The organism is Streptomyces sp. M-16, assembly GCF_052114405.1.
In the GTDB taxonomy this organism is placed as follows: Bacteria; Actinomycetota; Actinomycetes; order Streptomycetales; family Streptomycetaceae; genus Streptomyces.
Genome location: NZ_JBFRER010000053.1, coordinates 1 through 17,772 on the forward strand (window position 1 = coordinate 1; position 17,772 = coordinate 17,772).

Annotated in this window: 14 protein-coding genes and 4 pseudogenes; 5 read left to right on the top strand and 13 right to left on the bottom strand. The window is 74.5% G+C overall.

Annotated elements, in window-relative coordinates:
- Positions 1 to 113: 113 nt before the first annotated feature.
- The 8 genes from AB4039_RS23540 to AB4039_RS23575 form a co-directional block, all read right to left on the bottom strand.
- Complete coding sequence (locus AB4039_RS23540; RefSeq protein ID WP_266836839.1) at positions 114 to 932, bottom strand: maleylpyruvate isomerase family mycothiol-dependent enzyme; 819 nt, start codon at positions 930 to 932, stop codon at positions 114 to 116.
- A gap of 66 nt (positions 933 to 998) precedes the next feature.
- Positions 999 to 3,842, bottom strand: coding sequence for an ATP-binding protein (locus AB4039_RS23545; RefSeq protein WP_442271746.1), 2,844 nt, complete (start codon positions 3,840 to 3,842; stop codon positions 999 to 1,001).
- Positions 3,843 to 3,931: 89 nt separating this feature from the next.
- Positions 3,932 to 4,351: an ACT domain-containing protein gene (locus tag AB4039_RS23550; RefSeq protein ID WP_266836843.1), complete on the bottom strand. Its 420-nt coding sequence runs from the start codon at positions 4,349 to 4,351 to the stop codon at positions 3,932 to 3,934.
- Between the two features lie 101 nt (positions 4,352 to 4,452).
- A complete protein-coding gene (locus AB4039_RS23555; protein WP_442271747.1) occupies positions 4,453 to 4,677 on the bottom strand; it encodes a DUF397 domain-containing protein in 225 nt (74 codons plus the stop codon).
- Between the two features lie 119 nt (positions 4,678 to 4,796).
- Positions 4,797 to 5,972, bottom strand: a complete 1,176-nt coding sequence (locus AB4039_RS23560) for a thiolase domain-containing protein (protein WP_266836847.1) — start codon at positions 5,970 to 5,972, stop codon at positions 4,797 to 4,799.
- Positions 5,969 to 7,036 carry a thiolase domain-containing protein gene (locus AB4039_RS23565; RefSeq protein ID WP_266836849.1) on the bottom strand — a complete coding sequence of 356 codons (1,068 nt, stop codon included), beginning with the start codon at positions 7,034 to 7,036 and terminating at the stop codon, positions 5,969 to 5,971. Before AB4039_RS23565 ends, AB4039_RS23560 begins: the two co-directional genes overlap by 4 nt.
- On the bottom strand, positions 7,036 to 8,016 hold the full coding sequence (locus AB4039_RS23570) for a Zn-ribbon domain-containing OB-fold protein (protein ID WP_442271748.1): 981 nt from the start codon (positions 8,014 to 8,016) through the stop codon (positions 7,036 to 7,038). The genes AB4039_RS23565 and AB4039_RS23570 overlap by 1 nt, the downstream gene beginning before the upstream one ends.
- A gap of 176 nt (positions 8,017 to 8,192) precedes the next feature.
- Positions 8,193 to 8,993 (bottom strand): crotonase/enoyl-CoA hydratase family protein, encoded by an 801-nt coding sequence (locus tag AB4039_RS23575; RefSeq protein ID WP_266836853.1) that lies wholly within the window; start codon positions 8,991 to 8,993, stop codon positions 8,193 to 8,195.
- Between the two features lie 174 nt (positions 8,994 to 9,167).
- Between AB4039_RS23575 and AB4039_RS23580 the strand changes: the two genes are divergently transcribed.
- A complete protein-coding gene (locus AB4039_RS23580; RefSeq protein ID WP_266836855.1) occupies positions 9,168 to 10,811 on the top strand; it encodes an acyl-CoA synthetase in 1,644 nt (547 codons plus the stop codon).
- A 66-nt stretch (positions 10,812 to 10,877) separates the two neighbouring features.
- Here the strand turns inward: AB4039_RS23580 and AB4039_RS23585 are convergent, their stop codons facing one another.
- Positions 10,878 to 11,093 carry a hypothetical protein gene (locus tag AB4039_RS23585; protein ID WP_442271749.1) on the bottom strand — a complete coding sequence of 72 codons (216 nt, stop codon included), beginning with the start codon at positions 11,091 to 11,093 and terminating at the stop codon, positions 10,878 to 10,880.
- 76 nt (positions 11,094 to 11,169) lie between these two features.
- Positions 11,170 to 12,030 carry an alpha/beta fold hydrolase gene (locus AB4039_RS23590; RefSeq protein WP_442271750.1) on the bottom strand — a complete coding sequence of 287 codons (861 nt, stop codon included), beginning with the start codon at positions 12,028 to 12,030 and terminating at the stop codon, positions 11,170 to 11,172.
- 107 nt (positions 12,031 to 12,137) lie between these two features.
- Here AB4039_RS23590 and paaK point away from each other — a divergent pair, with 107 nt between their 5' ends.
- From paaK to AB4039_RS23610, 4 genes and pseudogenes are all read left to right on the top strand, one after another.
- Positions 12,138 to 13,445 carry a phenylacetate--CoA ligase PaaK gene (gene paaK / locus AB4039_RS23595; protein ID WP_266836861.1) on the top strand — a complete coding sequence of 436 codons (1,308 nt, stop codon included), beginning with the start codon at positions 12,138 to 12,140 and terminating at the stop codon, positions 13,443 to 13,445.
- Between the two features lie 93 nt (positions 13,446 to 13,538).
- On the top strand, positions 13,539 to 14,399 hold the full coding sequence (locus AB4039_RS23600; protein ID WP_266836863.1) for a YhjD/YihY/BrkB family envelope integrity protein: 861 nt from the start codon (positions 13,539 to 13,541) through the stop codon (positions 14,397 to 14,399).
- Between the two features lie 249 nt (positions 14,400 to 14,648).
- Entirely contained in the window at positions 14,649 to 15,956 is a 1,308-nt protein-coding gene (locus AB4039_RS23605; protein ID WP_266836865.1) for an alpha/beta fold hydrolase, read from the top strand.
- Between the two features lie 129 nt (positions 15,957 to 16,085).
- Positions 16,086 to 16,274, top strand: a pseudogene (locus tag AB4039_RS23610) (histidine phosphatase family protein); the annotation flags it as partial.
- Positions 16,275 to 16,332: 58 nt separating this feature from the next.
- Here the strand turns inward: AB4039_RS23610 and AB4039_RS23615 are convergent.
- The 3 pseudogenes from AB4039_RS23615 to AB4039_RS23625 form a co-directional block, all read right to left on the bottom strand.
- Positions 16,333 to 16,579: pseudogene (locus AB4039_RS23615) on the bottom strand (IS630 family transposase); the annotation flags it as partial.
- A 103-nt stretch (positions 16,580 to 16,682) separates the two neighbouring features.
- A pseudogene (locus AB4039_RS23620) lies at positions 16,683 to 17,495 on the bottom strand (class I SAM-dependent methyltransferase); the annotation flags it as partial.
- 95 nt (positions 17,496 to 17,590) lie between these two features.
- Positions 17,591 to 17,689: pseudogene (locus AB4039_RS23625) on the bottom strand (transposase); the annotation flags it as partial.
- Between the last annotated feature and the right edge of the window lie 83 nt (positions 17,690 to 17,772).

Genomic DNA, 17,772 nt, shown 5'->3' on the forward strand with positions numbered 1-17,772 from the left:
CCGCTGGCGGAGGCCGAGCTGGCGGCGGTCGCGGCGCTGCGCGGGTGAGCGGTGCCGCGGGGGGCGCGTCCCCCGCGGGTGGGCCGCGTCCGTGCGGGTGAGGGGCGTCCGGGTCAGACCGGCGGGACGAGCGTGAACCAGTGCGGGAGCAGGGCGGGATCCCCGGTGACGCGCGGTTCCCGGGCGGGCCTGCGCTGCCAGAGGTGGAGCAGCAGGTCCGAGGCGGTGGCGGCGAGCTCGACGTGCGCGGGGCCGTCGTCGCCGGGCTCCAGGCGGACCTCGTCACCCCGGAACTCCACCGTCCAGGTCTCGGGGCCGTCGGTGCGGCGGAAGCGGTAGCGCTCCCCGTCCCCGGCGGGGGCCGGCTTCCAGCCGCGCCGGGCGGGGGCCATCACCTCGAAGGTCTGGCTCACGGCGTCGGCCGCCAGGTCCGGATCGAAGGGGGCCGGTTCCCCGGTGACGTCCTCGGCGTCCCAGCGGTGGACGGCCTGTTCGATGGTCTGCATCCGCAGCCAGAAGCCACTGGTCCGCTCCGCCGACCAGCTCCACACGGGGACGTCGGGGCCGAGCCCGCCCAGTACCTCCGCCAGGCCGCGGGCGGCCTCCGCCGACCAGTCGAACAGTTCCCCGGGCACGGGGCCCAGGGTCGGGGTCCGGTCGGGCAGCGGCCAGGCGGCGCGGACCGCCGGGTCGGCGGGGAGTTCGTAGAGGGACGGGTCGGTGGGATCGGGTGGCGTGGTGAGCCGCTCGCGCAGGATGTGGGTGAGGAACCGCTGGACGCTGCCGAGGTGTCCGGCGAGGTCGGCGACCGACCAGCCGGGGCAGGCCGGGACCAGGGGCGGCCGACCGCCCGCGCCGGCCGCGCGCCGCAACGCCCGGTCGAAGGCGGCCGCTTCGGCCAGGAAGATTCCGATACTGGTGGAGTGATCCATACGGGCCACTGTGCCCGGCGGCGGGTCCCGCGGGCCCGGCTTGCGCCACGGGTGAACGCCCCGGACTCAGTGTCCGCCACGGGCGAACGCCGCGAGTGCGTCGGGCAGGCCGTTCAGGTCGGTGCCGAGCTTGCGGCAGATTGCGGACAGTTCGGGGCCCGGCGTCGGCCCGCCGCGGACGGCGTCCTCGGCGGCGCGCAGTTCCTCCGGGGTCGGCTCGTCCTCCCAGGAGGAACCGCAGGGCAGGGCGCCTCCGAGGGCGAGCAGCCGTTCGGCGGTGCTCGCCGCGAGTGCGTCGGCGCCGCAATCGCGGCTGGTGATCAGCGCCCGGGTGAGCAGTTCCCGGTCCCCGCGCTCGGCGCCCAGGGCTGCCAGGGCGCGGGCGAGTTCGTATCCGGCGGGCGAGCACGACAGCAGGGCGACGGCCTCCTCCAGGAGGGCCGCCCGCTCCCCCGGGGCGTCCGCCACCTCGGCGCGGACGCGCAGGGCCTGGCCGATGGCGGAGGGGGCGCCGAAGGCACGGGCACGGCCGAGGGCCTCGGTGGCGAGGGCGCGGGCCGCGGCGGGGTCCTCGGCGGCCACGGCGCGGGCCAGGTGGAGCTGCCAGGGGCACCAGGCCGGGTTCTGGATGCCGCGCGGGGTCAGCCGGCGGCCGACCGCTTCGAGTGCGGCGACCGCCGCCTTCGTCTCGCCCCGGGCCAGCAGCAGTTCGGCGTGCACGGTCTGCGAGTCGGGGAAGACGACGGCGGCGGGGAAGGGCTCGCCGTAGCCGTGCTCGCGCGCGAGCGCCCAGGCCTCGTCCACCCTGCCCCGGGCCACCAGGGTGGTGAGGAGGATGGCGATGGCGTACCAGTGCACCGGCGTACGGCGGCCCACGCGTTCGGCGAGGCGCAGGCCGGCGCGGGCCAGTTCCTCGGCCGCGGCGAGCTGCCCGCGCCGGTAGCGGATGTAGGCGCGCAGCCCGTACGCGAAGGACAGGTGGGCCCCGCGCCAGCCCTGCCGTTCGAACTCGGCGGTGCCGGCGGCGAAGAGCTCCTCGGCGCGGCCCGGCCGGTCGGCGTACATGTGGACCATCGCGGTCAGTACCGGGACCTCGAAGCCGCGGTCGGCGTAGGCCCAGCTGAAGGGTTCCCCGAGGACCCGGCGCGCGTGGTGCAGGACCGTCTCGACGCTCTCGCCGCGCAGGCAGGCGTCCCAGGCGCGCAGGCCGATGACGTACCGCTCGGTGAGGTCGCGGCCGCCGAGGCGGTCGGCCAGTTTGGCGAGCCGGCGCGAGCGGGCCGGGGAGTCGGCTTCGGCGGCGTCGAAGGCGTCCCACATGAACTGCTCGGACTGCAGGCGCAGCCGGGCGCGGGCGTCCGGGGTGTGGGGGATCTCGCGGGCGAGGAGTTCGGAGGCCTCGGAGAGGTGGTCGCTGTGGGCGAGGACCTGGGCGAGCCGGATCACGATGCCCTGGCGCAGGGCCGGGTCGTCGAAGGGTTCGGCGAGGGCGGCCCGCAGGTGGTTGACGGTGTTGGCGGGTTCGGTGAGCAGGGAGGCGCAGCCGAGTTCGTAGAGCACGGCTGCGCGTTCGTCGAAGTCCGGGGGTTCCTGGAGGGCGCGGTCGAGCTGGCGGCGGGCGGCCTCGGGGGCGCCGGCGCGCAGGTTCTCGGCGGCGGCCTCGCGCAGGGTGCGCACGACCCAGGGGTCGTTCTCGGGCTGGGTCTCCAGGAGGTGGCGGGCGGCGGCGGCGGGTCCGAGTCCGGCGTCGACGACTGCGGCCGCGGCCTTGCCGTGGAGGGCGACGCGCAGGGCGTCGGGGATGCCCCGGTAGATGCCGGTGGCGAGCAGCGGGTGGACGAACTCCAGTGGGGGGTCGCCCTCGGGGTCGCCGTCCTCGGCGGGCGCGGACAGGATGCGGGCGTCGCGCAGCCGGGCGGTGGCGTCGGCGGCCTCCTCGGCTCCGAGGCCGGCGACGCGTGCGGCGATCCGCTGCGGGATGGCGGTGCCGAGGACGGCGCAGGCCCAGGCGAAGCGGACGGTGGAGGGCCCGAGGCCGTGCAGGCGGGCGATGAGTCCGCTGCCGCGCTGGGCGGCGGCGAGGTCGCGCAGCAGGGGGGCGCTGGCCGAGGTGGGTTCGAGGCCCTTGGCCCGGACCCTGGCGGTGAGTTCCACGGCCTCGAAGGGGTTTCCGGTGGTGACGGCCCAGGCCTCGCGGCAGAAGGCCTCCTCGGCGTGTTCCCCGACCGTCTCGCGGACCAGGGTGGAGACGGCGGCCGTGCTGAGCGGGGCGAGGCTCAGCGGGCGGCGGCCTGCCCGGCCGGCCAGGCCGCGGAAGGCCTCGGCGTGGGCGGGCAGTTCGTCGGGACGGTAGGCGACGACGAGGAGCAGCGCGAGGTGTTCGGCGCGCGGGGCGAAGGCGGCGAGCCAGCCGAGGGACTCGGGGTCGCCCCAGTGGGCGTCGTCGAGGACGAGTACGACGGGGGCGCGCCGGACGGCGAGCCGGGTGAGCACCCAGTCGAGCCCGTCGCGCAGGCCCTGGGGGTCGGGCGGGGCGCCCTGCCCGGGGGCGCAGAGGCCGAGGGCGGGGCCGACGATCGGGTACCAGCCGCCGAGGGCGGCGCGCAGGGCGGCTTCGGAGCGGCCGGCCAGCCGGGGCTGGATGAGCTGGCGGGCGACGTGGAAGGGCTGGCTCTGTTCTTGTTCGCCGCCGCGGGCGGCGAGGAGGGTGCAGGAGCGGGCGAGCGCGCTGCGGCGCACTTCGGCGAGGAGGGAGGTCTTGCCGAGGCCGGCGGGGCCGGAGAGGGCGAGCAGTCCGCCGCCGGCGTCGGGTCCCGATCCGGTGAGCCGGTCGAGGGCCTCGTCGACGGCGACGAGTTCCGTTTCGCGTTCGAAGAGCGTGTGCCGCGTGCGGGCGTGACGATCCGTCATGGCTGGAACCCCCCTGGCCGGTTCGGGGCCTCAGCGTACGCCCGCCCGCCTGCGGAGGGGGTCCTCCGGCCGGGAAAGATCGATTTGTTTTACCGATTTCCCTGTTCCGCCGAACGTGCGGCCAGTTCTTCCAGTACGGAGACGGCTTCGGCAGCCCGGTCGGCGGCCACGAACAGGTGGTCGTGGTGGTATCCGGCGATCACGTTGCAGCCGAGTCCGCGCTCGGCCGGCGCGGCGGCGAAGGCTCCGGTGAGGCCCACGGCGTCGAGGGCGGAGTGGACGCGCAGGGTGATCCAGCCCGCGGTGTACGTGTAGGCGAGTCCGGCCGCGTCGGCCTCGTCCTGGCGCAGGACCAGGGTCAGTCCCTCGGCTTCGCGGACGGTGGCGACGGGCGCGAGCCCGGCGGGGACCGCCGCGGTGTCCGGGAGGGTGCAGAACACGTACCGGCCCTCGTTCAGCTCCGGGCGCATGCCGCTCAGCAGCTTCCGGAGGTCGCTCTCTGCGCTCATGGGCACACCCTGGCCGCCGCCCGGACAGGAGCGGTTCGACGGCTCCGCCCGGCGCGCGGCAGGCCGGCCGCGCGCCGGGGGGAGCGTCCCGTCAGGTCCCGTCAGGTCAGGCCGAACTTGCCGCCCCGTGCGCCCAGGACGAACTTGCGCCATCCGCCCGGCGCGAAGACCAGAGAAGGGCCGTCGGGGCGCTCGCCGCTGCGCATCGCGATGAACCCCTCCACGAAGGCGATCTGGACGTCGCCCACCCCCCGGCTGCCCGACCGCCAGTCCGCCCCGCTGAGATCGAGCTCGGGCTTTCCCCACACCGTGCTGCCGTTCGCCACGCGCGTGCTCCTCCCGGTACGTCGTCCGGGGGCCCAGGGTAGCCATCGCGACGGCCGCCGCACAGGCCCCGCCGGGCCGGCGGTGACCGGCCCGGCGCAGCCGCCCTCCCCGGCAACCCTCAGGACGCCGGGAGTTCGGCCCCGACCAGCCACATCGCGAAGAACTGCGCGCCGCCGCCGTAGGCGTGCCCCAGGGCCCGGCGGGCTCCGGGGACCTGGTGTTCCCCGGCCAGCCCCCGTACCTGGAGGGCGGCCTCCGCGAAACGGATCATGCCGGAGGCGCCGATCGGGTTGGTGGACAGCACTCCGCCGGAGGGGTTCACGGGGAGGTCCCCGTCGAGTTCGGTGACGCCGGCCTCGGTCATCTTCCAGCCCTCGCCCTCCTGCGCGAAGCCCAGGTTCTCCAGCCACATGGGCTCGTACCACGAGAAGGGGACGTACATCTCGACCGCGTCGATCTCCCGGCGCGGGTCGGTGATCCCGGCCTGCCGGTAGACGTCGGCGGCGCAGTCCTTGCCGGCCTGCGGGGAGACGAAGTCCTTGCCCGCGAACAGGGTCGGCTCGCTGCGCATCGCCCCGCCGTGCACCCAGGCGGGCGGCTTCGGCGAGCGGGCCGCACCGGCCCGGTCGGTGAGGACCATCGCGCAGGCCCCGTCCGAGGAGGGGCAGGTCTCGGAGTAGCGGATCGGGTCCCACAGCATCGGGGACGCCTGGACCTTCTCCAGGGTGATGTCGTGCTCGTGCAGGTGCGCGTACGGGTTCTTCAGGGCGTTGCGCCGGTCCTTGTACGCCACCATCGAGCCCACCGCGTCGGGGGCGCCGGTGCGCCGCATGTACGCGCGCACGTGCGGTGCGAAGAAGCCTCCGGCGCCGGCGAGCAGCGGCTGCTGGAAGGGGACGGGCAGGGAGAGCCCCCACATGGCGTTGGACTCCGACTGCTTCTCGAAGGCGAGGGTCAGCACGGTCCGGTGGACGCGGGCCGCGACCAGGTTGGCCGCGACCAGCGCGGTGGACCCGCCGACGGATCCCGCCGTGTGGACGCGGAGCATCGGCTTGCCCACCGCGCCGAGGGCGTCCGCCAGGTACAGCTCCGGCATCATCACACCCTCGAAGAAGTCGGGGGCCTTGCCGATGACGACGGCGTCGACGTCCGCCCAGGTCAGCTCGGCGTCGGCGAGGGCGCGGGCGGCGGCCTCGCGGACGAGGCCGGCGAGGGAGACGTCGTGCCGGGCGGCGACGTGCTTGGTCTGGCCGACTCCGACGACGGCCACGGGCTCCTTGCCGGATGTGCTCATGCCCGATCCCCTTCCAGGACGGCGACCAGGTTCTGCTGGAGGCAGGGGCCGGAGGTGGCGTGGGCGACCGCCCGGTCGGACGCGCCGCGGTGGATGCGGGCGGCGGCCTCGCCGATGCGGATCAGGCCCGCCGCCATGACGGGGTTGGCCGCGAGGGCCCCGCCGGAGGGGTTGACGGCGACCTCGTCGCCGAGACCGAGGGCCTTGCGCAGGACGACCTCCTGGGAGGAGAACGGCGCGTGCAGTTCCGCCGTGTCCACGGGCGCCTCGAAGAGCCCGGCGCGCTCGGCGGCGAGCCGGGTGGACGGGGAGTCGGTCAGGTCCCGCAGCCCCAGGCCGTGGGCCTCGATGCGGTGGTCGATGCCGGTGATCCAGGCGGGCCGTTCGCACAGCCGGCGGGCCGTGTCCCCGGCCGCGAGGACGACCGCGGCGGCGCCGTCGCCGATCGGCGGGCAGTCCCCGGTGCGCAGCGGTGCCACCTGGTACTCGCCCTGCGGGACGGCCCCGCGCAGCTGGGCGTGGGGGTTGTCCTCGGCGGCGGCCCTGCTGCGGGCGGCGACGCCGGCGAGTGCGGCCTCGTCGGTCTCGCCCGCGTCGATCAGTGCCCGGGCCTGGAGGGCGGCGAGGGCCACCGAGTCGGGCCAGAGGGGGGCGAGGTAGTACGGGTCGAGCTGGCGGGTGAGGACGTCGCGCACCGGTCCCGGGGAGGACTTCCCGTAGGAGTAGACGAGCGCGGTGTCGGCCTCACCGGTCTGGATCTTGACCCAGGCCTCGTACAGCGCCCAGGCGCCGTCCATCTCGACGTGCGACTCGGAGATCGGCGGCCAGGCGCCGACCCCGTCGAGGGTCATGGTGAAGGAGAAGGCGCGGCCGGCGAGGTAGTCGCTGGAGCCGGAGCAGGTGAAGCCGATCTCTCCGGCCTTCAGCCCGGTGGCGGCCAGCACCTCGTGCAGGACCGGCATGACCATCTCGACTTCGCTGAGTTCGTCGGTGCGGCGCAGGTGGTCGCTCTGCGCGAAGGCGACGACGGCCACGTCGCGTGCGTACCTGCTCGTCCTGGGCATCAGATGAGCTCCTTGTACGCGTCGTAGTCCGCGTCCGGCTCGCCGGTGGGCCGGTAGTGGTCGGGGTAGCGTCCGCCGTCGGTCCACACCGGTTCGACGCGCAGGCCCATGCGGACCTGGTCGTACGGGATGCCGCCGATCCGGCCGTGCAGGGCGAGGTCGGCGCCGTCGAGGGCGATGTGGGCGTAGACGTAGGGGACTTCGATGCCGTCGCTCATGGCGTTCCGGGCCTTGATGTTGACGATGCAGTACGTGGTGACGGTGCCGGCGGGGCCGACCTCGACCCGGTCCGTGGTGGCGACGCCGCAGGTGGGGCAGGCGCCGCGCGGGGGGACGTACACCTTGTGGCAGGACGGGCAGCGCTCGCCGACGGTCCGGCGTTCGGCGAGGGCGTTGATGTAGGCGCTCTGGGCGCGGCCGGGGCTGTAGGTGTAGTCCAGGCGGGCCTCCGCGACGATGCCGGTGACGGGGTCGGCGAAGGCCCCGTCGTGGGGGGCGGCCGGGCGGGCGGCCGGCTCCTCCCCTCCCCGCGCCTCCGGCTCGAAGCAGGCGATGTCGGTGATGGCGCCGGTGCGGTCGGCGGCCCAGCGGATCCGTACCCGCATGCCGGTGCGGACGGCGTCGGGGCCGGGGGCGTCGAGGGCGTGCAGGATCGCGGTGTCGGCGCCGTCGAGCCGGACCAGCACCCAGGCGAAGGGGGTCGCGAGGGGCTGCTGGGGGCGGGGGTCGCCGTTCCAGGCCCAGGTGGTGACGGTGCCGGCGGGGGCGACCTCGACGAGCTCGCGGATCTCCTCGGCGGTGACGGGGTCGTACTCGACGGGCGGCACCATCACCCGCCCGTCGCCGGTCCGGACGCCGAGCACGACGCGCTCGCGCAGGCCGGTGAGGAAGGCGCTCTGCACGGGGCCGAGGGAACGGGTGAAGGGGAACTCGACGACGAGGGGCGCGCGGAGCACCTGCGGTGGGGACGCGGCGGTCATGGTGGGTCTCCGATTCTCGCGAGGAACGGCTCCGGCGGCCGGGTGTCCGGCCGGGGGAAGTACGGGCGGGCCGGGAACGGGGTTCGGGGGTCCGGGGCGCGCGGCCCCGGTGAAGGGGGAAAGGGCGGGCGGGGGACCGCCCCGCGGGGCCGCCTCCGAGGCGGCCGCGGCTCCGCTCAGGCCCGCCGGTACACCGGCGCCCGCTTCTCCGCGAACGCCCGTGCCCCCTCCTTCGCGTCGGCGGTGTCGAAGACCGGCCATCCCCGCACCAGTTCCGCGGCGAGCCCCTCCGCCTCCGTCAGCCCGGCGGTCTCGTAGACGGACGCCTTCACCGCCTCGACGGCCAGCGGCCCGCACGCGTTGATCCGCTCCGCGGTCTCCAGCGCGGCGTCGAGGGCCGTCCCGTCGGGTACGACCCGGCCGACCAGCCCGATCCGCGCCGCCTCCTCGGCCGCGTACGGCCGTCCCGTCAGCAGCATCTCCAGGGCGTGCGTGCGCGGGATCTGGCGCGGCAGCCGCACCGTGGAGCCCCCGATGGGGAACAGCCCCCGCCTGACCTCGAACAGCCCGAAGGTGGCACCCTCCCCCGCGATCCGGATGTCGGTGCCCTGGAGGATCTCGGTGCCGCCCGCCACGCAGTACCCCTCCACCGCCGCGATCACCGGCTTGCGCGGGCGGTGGTGACGGAGCATCGCCTTCCAGTGGAGGTCGGGGTCGGCCTTGAGGCGGTCGCGGTACCGCTCGCCCTCCATGCCCTTCCCGGCCAGCGCCTTGAGGTCCATCCCGGCGCAGAAGTCCCCGCCCGCGCCCGTCAGGACCACCGACCGGACCGTGTCGTCCGCGTCGGCCTCCAGCCAGCCGTCGTAGAGCCCCACGAGCAGGGGAAGCGAGAGCGCGTTCTTCGCCTCCGGCCTGTTCATGGTGAGCACCAGCGTGGCGCCGTGGCGGTCCACGGTCAGGTGTTCCGTCCCACCCATTGCCGTCCTCCCGTCTCAAGACCTAGAACAGGTTGCAGGAGGGGAGGGTGCAGTTCAATAGTTTTCTGACACTCAGTCAGATTCTTTGGCCGGCACCCTTCCCAGTTGGGCCGGGCGCGGCTCTAATGACCGCCGAGCAGCCCAGCCATGGGATCTTTCGGGTCAGGAGGAACGGTGGAGTACAACCTTGCCGACCTGTTCGAGTCGGTCGTGGACGTGGTCCCGGACCGCGAGGCCCTGGTGTACGTGGACCACCCCGGAACCGGCGCCGAACGCCGCCTGACGTACGCGGAACTGGACGCGGCGGCCAACCGCCTCGCCCACCACCTGCTCGGCAGCGGGCTGGGGCCCGGCGACCACCTGGGACTGCACCTCTACAACGGCGTCGAGTACCTCCAGACCGTCCTGGCCTGCCTCAAGGCCCGCCTCGTTCCGGTGAACGTCAACTACCGCTACGTGGAGGAGGAGCTGGTCTACCTCTACAACGACGCCGATCTCGCGGCGCTCGTCTTCGAGGGCGAGTTCACGGAGCGGGTGGCCGCCGCGCTGCCGCAGACGCCGCGGCTGCGGCACCTGATCCGGGTCGGGCCGGCGCCCGAGGGCGCCCCGGAGCCGGCGCTCGCGCCGGTGGCGTACGAGGACGCCGAGGCCGCGGGCTCCGCGGAGCGCGGCTTCCCCGAGCGCAGCCCCGACGACCTGTTCATCATCTACACGGGCGGCACGACCGGCATGCCCAAGGGCGTCATGTGGCGGGCCGAGGACCTGTTCTTCGCCGGCCTGTTCGGCGGCGAGCCCTCGGGCGAGCCGGTGAAGCGGCCCGAGGAACTGGCCGAGCGGGTCGCGGCGCGGGGGGCGGGCCTGACCTTCTTCCCGGCTCCCCCGCTGATGCACGGGACCTCGACCCTGACCTCGTTCATCGCCTTCAACTACGGCCAGCGGGTGGTCATCCACCGCAAGTACGTGCCGGAGGAGGTGCTCCGTACGATCGAGAAGGAGAAGGTGTCGAGCGTCTCACTGGTGGGCGACGCAATGCTGCGGCCACTGATCGACGCCCTGAACGGCCCGCTCGCGGGGACCGACCTGTCCTCGCTGTTCAGCGTCTCCTCGTCCGGGGCGATCATGTCGGAGACGGTGCGCGCGGAGTTCCAGCGGCTCGTGCCGAACGTGGTGCTCCTGAACAACTTCGGCTCCTCCGAGTCCGGTTCCAACGGCCGGGCGACGGACGACTCCGGTCCGGAGAAGGGCTTCCGCCTCCAGGTCAACGACCGCACGCAGGTGGTGGACCCGGTGACGCACGAGCCGGTGGGGGTGGGCGTGCCCGGCCGGCTCGCCCAGCGCGGGCACGTACCGCTCGGGTACTACAACGACCCGGCGAAGACCGCGGAGACCTTCTTCCGGAAGGGCGCGGAGCGCTGGGTGCTGCTCGGCGACATGGCGACCGTGGACGAGCAGGGCATCGTCACCGTGCTGGGGCGCGGTTCGCAGTGCATCAACACGGGCGGCGAGAAGGTGTACCCGGAGGAAGTGGAGCAGGCGCTGAAGTCGCATCCGGACGTGTACGACGCCCTGGTGGCGGGCGTCGCGGACCCGACGTGGGGCAGCCACGTGGCGGCGGTGGTGCAGGTGCGCGAGGGTGCGCCGGAGCCGACGCTGGAGGAGATCCAGCGACACTGCCGCACCCGGCTGGCGGGGTACAAGATCCCCCGTCAGCTGGTGCTCGCGGACGCCATCCAGCGCTCCCCGAGCGGCAAGGCGGACTACCGCTGGGCCAGGACGGTGGCCGCGGAGGCGGACTCGGAGGCGGACTCGGCACGCTGAGCACCCCCGGGGCAGGGGGACCCGGGACGGCGGTTCCGGACCGGCCGGCGGCTTCCCGGGCACGCCTCAGCGCTGGGCCCTCAGTTCCGCCGCGAGGGTGCGGGCCCAGCCGGCCAGTTCGGTGCGGCTCGCGCTCCCGCCGAGGGCGTCGGCCTGCCCGTCTGTCATGCGGTGCGGGCCGGGGTCCTCCAGCAGGTGGGCCGCCTCGGCCAGCAGCGCGGACAGGCGTCGGGCGTCCGACGCGCTCAGTCGTACCGATACCGCCGGGTCGATGACGGACATCGCCGCCGCCTCCCTTCGCGCTCCTCGGCCGGGGGCGCCTCCTTCGACCGTACGCCTCCGGCGGGGCGGCCGCCGCTCAGCCGCCGGTGGCGAGGAAGCGCTCGACGCGCTCCGCGAACCGGGCGGGGTCGTCCAGCCACGGGAAGTGGCCGGCGCCCGGCTGGACGTCGACGGCGCCGTGCGGGAACAGCTCGGCGAGCCGGGCCGCCAGGGCCGGGGCCGGGTTGCCGTCCAGGCCGCCGGCGAGCACGAGCACCTCGCCCGCGACCTGCCGCAGGGCGGCCCGGGTGGCGGGCGGGTCGAAGGCGTCCGGATGGGCGTAGGCGCGGGCCGCCCGCTCGTTCTGCTGATCGGCGTTGGCCGCCCAGTGCGCGCGGGCCGCGTCGTCCCAGCGGCCGTAGAACAGCGGTGCGGCGAGGTCCCAGTCGGCGTCGGAGCCGTCACCGCCGGCGTCGCCCGCGAGGATCCGCGCGTAGGCCGTGATGGCGGTGTCGTACGGGGCGCCGCCCGCCCGGAGCCGGGCCGCCGCCATCCGCTGCTCGTCGGTGGCGGGGAGTTCCACCGCCCACGACGTGGGCGTGACCAGCACGATCCGGCGCGGCCTGTCGGGGTGGGCGGCCGCGTACAGCTGGGCGAGGTTACCGGCGGCCGAGTGGGCGAGGAGGTCGAAGCGTTCCAGTCCCAGGTGGAGGCGGAGGGCCTCGACGTCGGCGACCTGGTGGTCGACGCGGTACGTGGACTCGTCCGCCGGTATCGCGGAGTCGCCCGTACCGCGCAGGTCGAGGAGGACCAGGCGGCGCCCCGCGGTCAGGCCGCCGAGGTCGCCCAGGTACTCCGAGGCCCGCATGGCGCCGCCGGGCAGGCACAGCAGCGGCTCCCCCTCCCCGCGGACGTGGTAGGCGAGTTCGGTTCCGTCGTAGGTGGTGAAGGCAGGCATGGGCGCCATCACACCAGACGATCACTCGTTCGAGTCATTGATTTACGGGGCGGGGTCCGGCAGTCTACCGAATGAACGTTCGGTTGGCCCTGGATGAGGTGACGACGATGACGGCGTACGCGGATCTCCACGACGATGGCGAGCGGCTGAGCCCCGACGAGCTGGCGGCGCTCCAGCTCAAGCGGCTGCGGGCCACCCTGCACCGCGTGTACGACCGCGTGCCCTTCCACCGGCAGGCCTTCGACAAGGCGGGGGTGCATCCCGACGACTGCCGCTCGCTGGCCGACCTCTCCCTCTTCCCCTTCACCACCAAGACCGACCTGCGCGAGCAGTACCCCTTCGGGATGTTCGCCGTGCCCCGCCCCGAGGTGCGCCGCATCCACGCCTCCAGCGGCACCACCGGCCGGCCCACGGTGGTCGGGTACACCGAGGGAGACCTGTCCACCTGGGCCGACGTCGTCGCCCGGTCGCTGCGCGCGGCGGGCGCGCGGCCGGGCCAGATCGTGCACGTGGCGTACGGGTACGGGCTGTTCACCGGAGGCCTGGGAGCCCACTACGGCGCGGAGCGGCTGGGCTGTACGGTCGTGCCCGCCTCCGGGGGCATGACCGACCGGCAGGTCCGCCTGATCCAGGACTTCCGGCCGGAGGTGATCATGGTGACCCCGTCCTACATGCTCACGCTGCTGGACGAGATGGAACGCCAGGGCCTGGACCCCCGCTCGACCTCCCTGCGCACCGGGGTGTTCGGCGCGGAGCCGTGGACCGAGGAGATGCGCCGCGAGATCGAGGAGCGGCTCGGCATGGACGCCGTGGACATATACGGGCTGTCCGAGGTGATGGGGCCGGGGGTGGCGCAGGAGTTCGCCTCGCACAAGGACGGCCTGCACATCTGGGAGGACCACTTCTACCCGGAGGTGGTCGATCCGCTGACCGGGGCGGTGCTGCCGGACGGGGAGCTCGGGGAGCTGGTGTTCACCTCCCTCACCAAGGAGGCCATGCCGGTCGTGCGCTACCGCACCCGGGATCTGACCCGGCTGCTGCCGGGGACGGCGCGGCCCGCCTTCCGACGGATGGAGAAGGTGACGGGCCGCAGCGACGACATGATCATCCTGCGCGGGGTGAACCTCTACCCCACCCAGATCGAGGAGATACTCCTGCGCATCCCCGGGCTCGCCCCGCACTTCCAGTTGAGGCTGACCCGGGAGGGGCGGATGGACACCCTGACCGTGCGGGTGGAGGCCCGGCGGGAAACCGGTGCCGGGCGCAGGCGGGACGCGGCGGCGGAACTGGTGCGGGCCGTCAAGGAGTCCGTCGGGGTGTCGGTCGGCGTCGAAGTGGTGGAGCCGGAGAGCCTGGAGCGGTCGGTCGGCAAGATCAAGCGGGTGAAGGACCTCCGCGACGGCCGGGCGGGCTGAGTCCGGCCGCCGGGCGGCCGAAACGACCCCGTTCGGGCCCACTTCGGCGCCGCTTCCGGGAAACGGCGGGCCCGTACGGGTAGGGGATGGGGCGTGACCTCGTTCCTCCGGCAGCTCCACGACCGTCTCCAGAGCTCGCCCGCAGGGCTGGCCTGGAGCCGTGGCCGGGAGATCGAGCTGATGCACCGGGCGATGGGGTTCGCCGCCCTCGGGTTCCTCACGCTCGTGCCGCTGCTGGTCGTCGTCGCGGCGGCCGCGCCGGGCAGCGGCTCGGGCTTCGGCCGCTGGCTGGGCCAGGCCCTGGGGGTGACGGCGCCCTCGCGGGCCCGGGTGGAGCTGCTGTTCGGGGCGGCGGACCTGGCGCTGGAACGGACCACCGCCTTCGGCCTCGCGGCACTCGCGGTGTTCGGCCTGACCTTCGGCTCCGCCGTGCAGACCGGTTACGAGAAGGTGTGGGACCTGCCGACCGCCCGCTGGCACACCATGTGGCGGCACGTGATCTGGCTCGCCCTGCTGGTCTGTTACCTCGGGCTGCTCGTCGGGATCCCGACCCCCTCCCACGACTGGCTGGGCACGGCCCTGGGCACCGTCAGCGACATGACCGGCACCTGCCTGTTCTTCTGGACCTCGGGGCGGCTCCTGCTGGGCGGCCGGGTCCGCTGGCGCGCGCTGCTCCCGGGGGCCGTGGCCACCAGTCTCGGGCTGCTCGGCCTGAGGGTCTTCTCCCAGCTGGTGTTCTCCCCCCTGATCGCCTCGAACGCCGTCACCTACGGCCCCTTCGGCACCCTGCTGGTGGTCCAGTCCTGGCTGGTCGGTGTGGGGTTCGTGGTGTACGGCGGGGCCCTGGTGGGCCGTCTGGTGCACGAACACCTCACCTTGCGCCGCCTCCGCGCGAACGGCACCCTCCCCACCGAGCCGCCCCCGCCACCGCCCCCCGACCCGGGACCGGCCTGACGGGCCGGACGGGCGTCAGGGGCCTGCCGGGCCCCCCGACACCGCCCGCGCCACGGGGCTCAGGGAGCACGGGGCCGACCGGCCCGCCCACCGCCGAAGCCGGCGGACGGACGTGCCCACCCCGAGGGAGCCCTGCTGGATCCCGGAGCGAGCGCCTAGACTCGGCCCGGCCGCCAGGGTGTCGCGCACCCCTCGGCCGGCCGGACCGCACCCCGGCCGGCCGCACCGCCGCAGACCCAGGGAAGCCGTGTGACCACCAGCTACCGCCAGCCCGGCGTCGTCCTCACCGACCACCACTTCACGGTCCCCCTGGACCACGACGACCCCGGTGGCGAGCGGATCGGGCTCTACGCCCGCGAGGCCGTCGCCACCGGGAAGGACCCCGAGGGCCTGCCCTGGCTGCTCTACCTGGAGGGCGGCCCCGGCTTCGGCGCCCGCCGGTTCACCGGCCGTCAGGCATGGCTGGAGCGGGCCCTGCGCGACCACCGCGTGCTCCTCCTGGACCAGCGCGGCACCGGCCGTTCCACCCCCGCGAACCGGCAGACCCTGCCGCTGCGCGGTACGCCCGGCCGGCAGGCCGAGTACCTCTCGCACTTCCGCGCCGACTCCATCGTCCGCGACTGCGAGGCCATCCGGCCCGCCCTCACCGGCGGCGCCCCCTGGACGGTGCTCGGTCAGAGCTTCGGCGGATTCTGCACCACCCACTACCTCACCACCGCGCCCGAAGGTCTGCGGACCGCCCTGATCACCGGCGGCCTGCCGTCCCTCACCGCCACCGCCGACGAGGTGTACGCCGCCGCCCTCCCCCGCGTCGAACGCAAGAACCTCGCCCACTACGCCCGCTACCCCATGGATGTGGAACGCGCCCGCCGCATCGCCGCCCACCTCACCGAGCACCGCACCACCCTGCCCGGCGGGCACCGCCTGACACCCGAGGCGTTCCAGTCCCTCGGCATCCTCCTCGGCACCGGGGACGGCAGCCACCAGTTGCACTACCTGCTGGAGGACGCGTTCGTCCGCACCCCGGCCGGCCACGCGCTCTCCGACTCCTTCCTGGAGGCCGTCCGCGAACAGCTCTCCTTCGCCGGGCATCCGCTCTACGCCCTGCTCCACGAGGCCATCTACGCCCAGGACCCGGCCGCCCCCACCGGCTGGGCCGCCGAACGGGTCCGCGCCGCGCACCCCCGCTTCGACGCGGCCGGGGCGCTCGCCGGGGACGGACCCCTGTTCTTCACCGGCGAGAGCATCCACCCCTGGCACTTCACCACCGACCCGGCGCTCGAACCGCTCCGCGAGACCGCCGAACTGCTCGCCGCGCGCACCGGCTGGACCCCGCTCTACGACCCGGCCCGGCTGGCCGCCAACGAGGTACCGGTCGCCGCCGCCGTCTACCACGACGACATGTACGTCGACACGGCCCACTCGTTGGAGACCGCCCGGACCGTGCGCGGCCTGCGCACGTGGGTCACCGACGAATTCGAACACGACGGCGTCCGGGCGGGCGGCCCCCGCGTCCTGGACCGCCTCCTGGCGCTCGCCCACGACGACGCCGTCTGACCGGGCGGGCCGGGCCGGGCCGACCGGGTCAGTACGGACCGGACGGGAGTTCGCCGCCGTCTACAGCAGCCCGCTGCCCGGGCCGTTCGGACGGCCGAGCCGGCGGGTCCGAGCGGCGCGGGGTCCGACGCCGGCCTGGTCGAGTGGGACTGCGGCCGCTACGAGGGGCTGACCGCCGAGCGGATCCAGGAGCTCAAGCCGGGCCGGGAGTCGTGGCGCGACGGCGTCGACTCCGGCGAGGACCTCGGGCACGCGACCGTGCGGGTCGACGCCTTTCCCGGCCGGGTCCGGCCGGTTCTGGACGAGGGTGACGTGGCCGTTGTCGCGCACGGCCACCTGTCACGCATCCTCACCGCGCGCCCGCTCGGGCTCGACGCTCGTCCTCCTCCGGGACGACCTCGCCGTCAGCGATCGCGTACCGGTGCTCCACCCGCGCCTTCGTCACCGCATGGTCCGGGTCCCTCGACGCCTTCCAGGTCTTCAGCCGCTGGAAGGAGACGTCTCCTTCACGCAGCAGAACCGCGCAGGCCCTCGTGGGAGATGTCGTCGACCCCGCCCTCGGCCACCAGGAAGTCCGCCAGCTTGGTCAGGCTCCAGGTGCTGAACGGCAGGCCACGCTGCGCCGTCTGGACCGAGCGCGCCGACCGGGCGTGGATCCGGCCCGGCGCGTCGCCGACTGCGGGGCGAACGTTGTCTGACGCGGCCCTGGCTCCCCCCATCAGACCCCCGGCGGACCGCCGAGATCAGTCCGCCGGGCCGCTCCTCGGGCTGCGGCGGGGTGCCGATCGGGCGGCCGTAGGCGGCAGCGCGCTCGCGCAGGGTGTGGCTGTCGGCCTCCCAGCCGTGCCCGGCCAGCCAGCCCACCGGGTCGTCGGGCATCTCCGAGATCCACAGGGACGCCGCCGATCCCGGCGCCGCGTCCGCGCCGAAGCGCTCGATCACGCCGCGCGAGCCCAGTGTCAGCCCCATCCGACTGCCTGCCGCCGACCGCGTGCTGATCCGGGCCATCAGGAGCTCCACCGCGTCCTCGGGCAGATAGATCAGCAGTCCTTCGGCGATCCACGCCGTCGGCAGGGCCGGGTCATGCCCTGCGGCGGCCAGCGCACCTGGCCAGTCCTCATGGAGATCCACCGCGACGGTGATCCGCTCGCAGCGCGCGACGGCCCGCTCCCGGCGCAGCACCGAAGCCTTGAAGTCCAGTGGCTCGGCGGTGTCGACCTCGAACAGCCGCGTGCCCTCGGGCCAGTCCATCCGGAAAGCCCGGCTGTCCATGCCGGCGCCGAGCAGCACGACCTGCCGGACCCCGGACGCGGAGGCCTGCCGCAACAGGTCGTCGAGGAACTTCGTCCTGATGACGATGGAGAACGACACCGCCAGCCGGCGGCGTCGCGCGGCCTCGTCATCGGGCAGCGGCGGCGAGGAGGGCCACAGGCCGCCGGCGGTGGCGAAGGCCTGTGCCAGTGGGTCGCGGAACAGCGCGTTCTCCCGCTGGGTCTCCAGCGCCCGCACCCTGGCCACCCCCACCGCCGTGGCCCACACTCCCGACGGCTGCACCCGCTCCTGCTCATCAGTCACCGCGCCAGCCTAGGTGACCGATTCCATGGGCCTGCGACGGCTGCGGGCGCCCCTCCACGACCCGAAGTGGTCGGGAGATCCGTCCACGGCGTGCCGGTGCGGTACGTGAACGTGATCGCGTCGATCACCTGCCGGTGATCCCGCCACCGCCTACCCCGCCGAGGAGACCGGTCCGCTCGGATGATCCCAGGGAAACGGCCTGGGCCATGGCCGCCAGGGCAGTGGCATCGGCCGCTGCCGG

Coding starts and splice junctions, on each gene's coding strand:
- AB4039_RS23540 (WP_266836839.1), bottom strand. CDS start 932: ATGGATCACTCCACCAGTATCGGAATCTTCCTGGCCGAAGCGGCCGCC.
- AB4039_RS23545 (WP_442271746.1), bottom strand. CDS start 3,842: ATGACGGATCGTCACGCCCGCACGCGGCACACGCTCTTCGAACGCGAA.
- AB4039_RS23550 (WP_266836843.1), bottom strand. CDS start 4,351: ATGAGCGCAGAGAGCGACCTCCGGAAGCTGCTGAGCGGCATGCGCCCG.
- AB4039_RS23560 (WP_266836847.1), bottom strand. CDS start 5,972: ATGAGCACATCCGGCAAGGAGCCCGTGGCCGTCGTCGGAGTCGGCCAG.
- AB4039_RS23565 (WP_266836849.1), bottom strand. CDS start 7,036: ATGCCCAGGACGAGCAGGTACGCACGCGACGTGGCCGTCGTCGCCTTC.
- AB4039_RS23570 (WP_442271748.1), bottom strand. CDS start 8,016: ATGACCGCCGCGTCCCCACCGCAGGTGCTCCGCGCGCCCCTCGTCGTC.
- AB4039_RS23575 (WP_266836853.1), bottom strand. CDS start 8,993: ATGGGTGGGACGGAACACCTGACCGTGGACCGCCACGGCGCCACGCTG.
- AB4039_RS23585 (WP_442271749.1), bottom strand. CDS start 11,093: ATGTCCGTCATCGACCCGGCGGTATCGGTACGACTGAGCGCGTCGGAC.
- AB4039_RS23590 (WP_442271750.1), bottom strand. CDS start 12,030: ATGCCTGCCTTCACCACCTACGACGGAACCGAACTCGCCTACCACGTC.
- paaK (WP_266836861.1), top strand. CDS start 12,138: ATGACGGCGTACGCGGATCTCCACGACGATGGCGAGCGGCTGAGCCCC.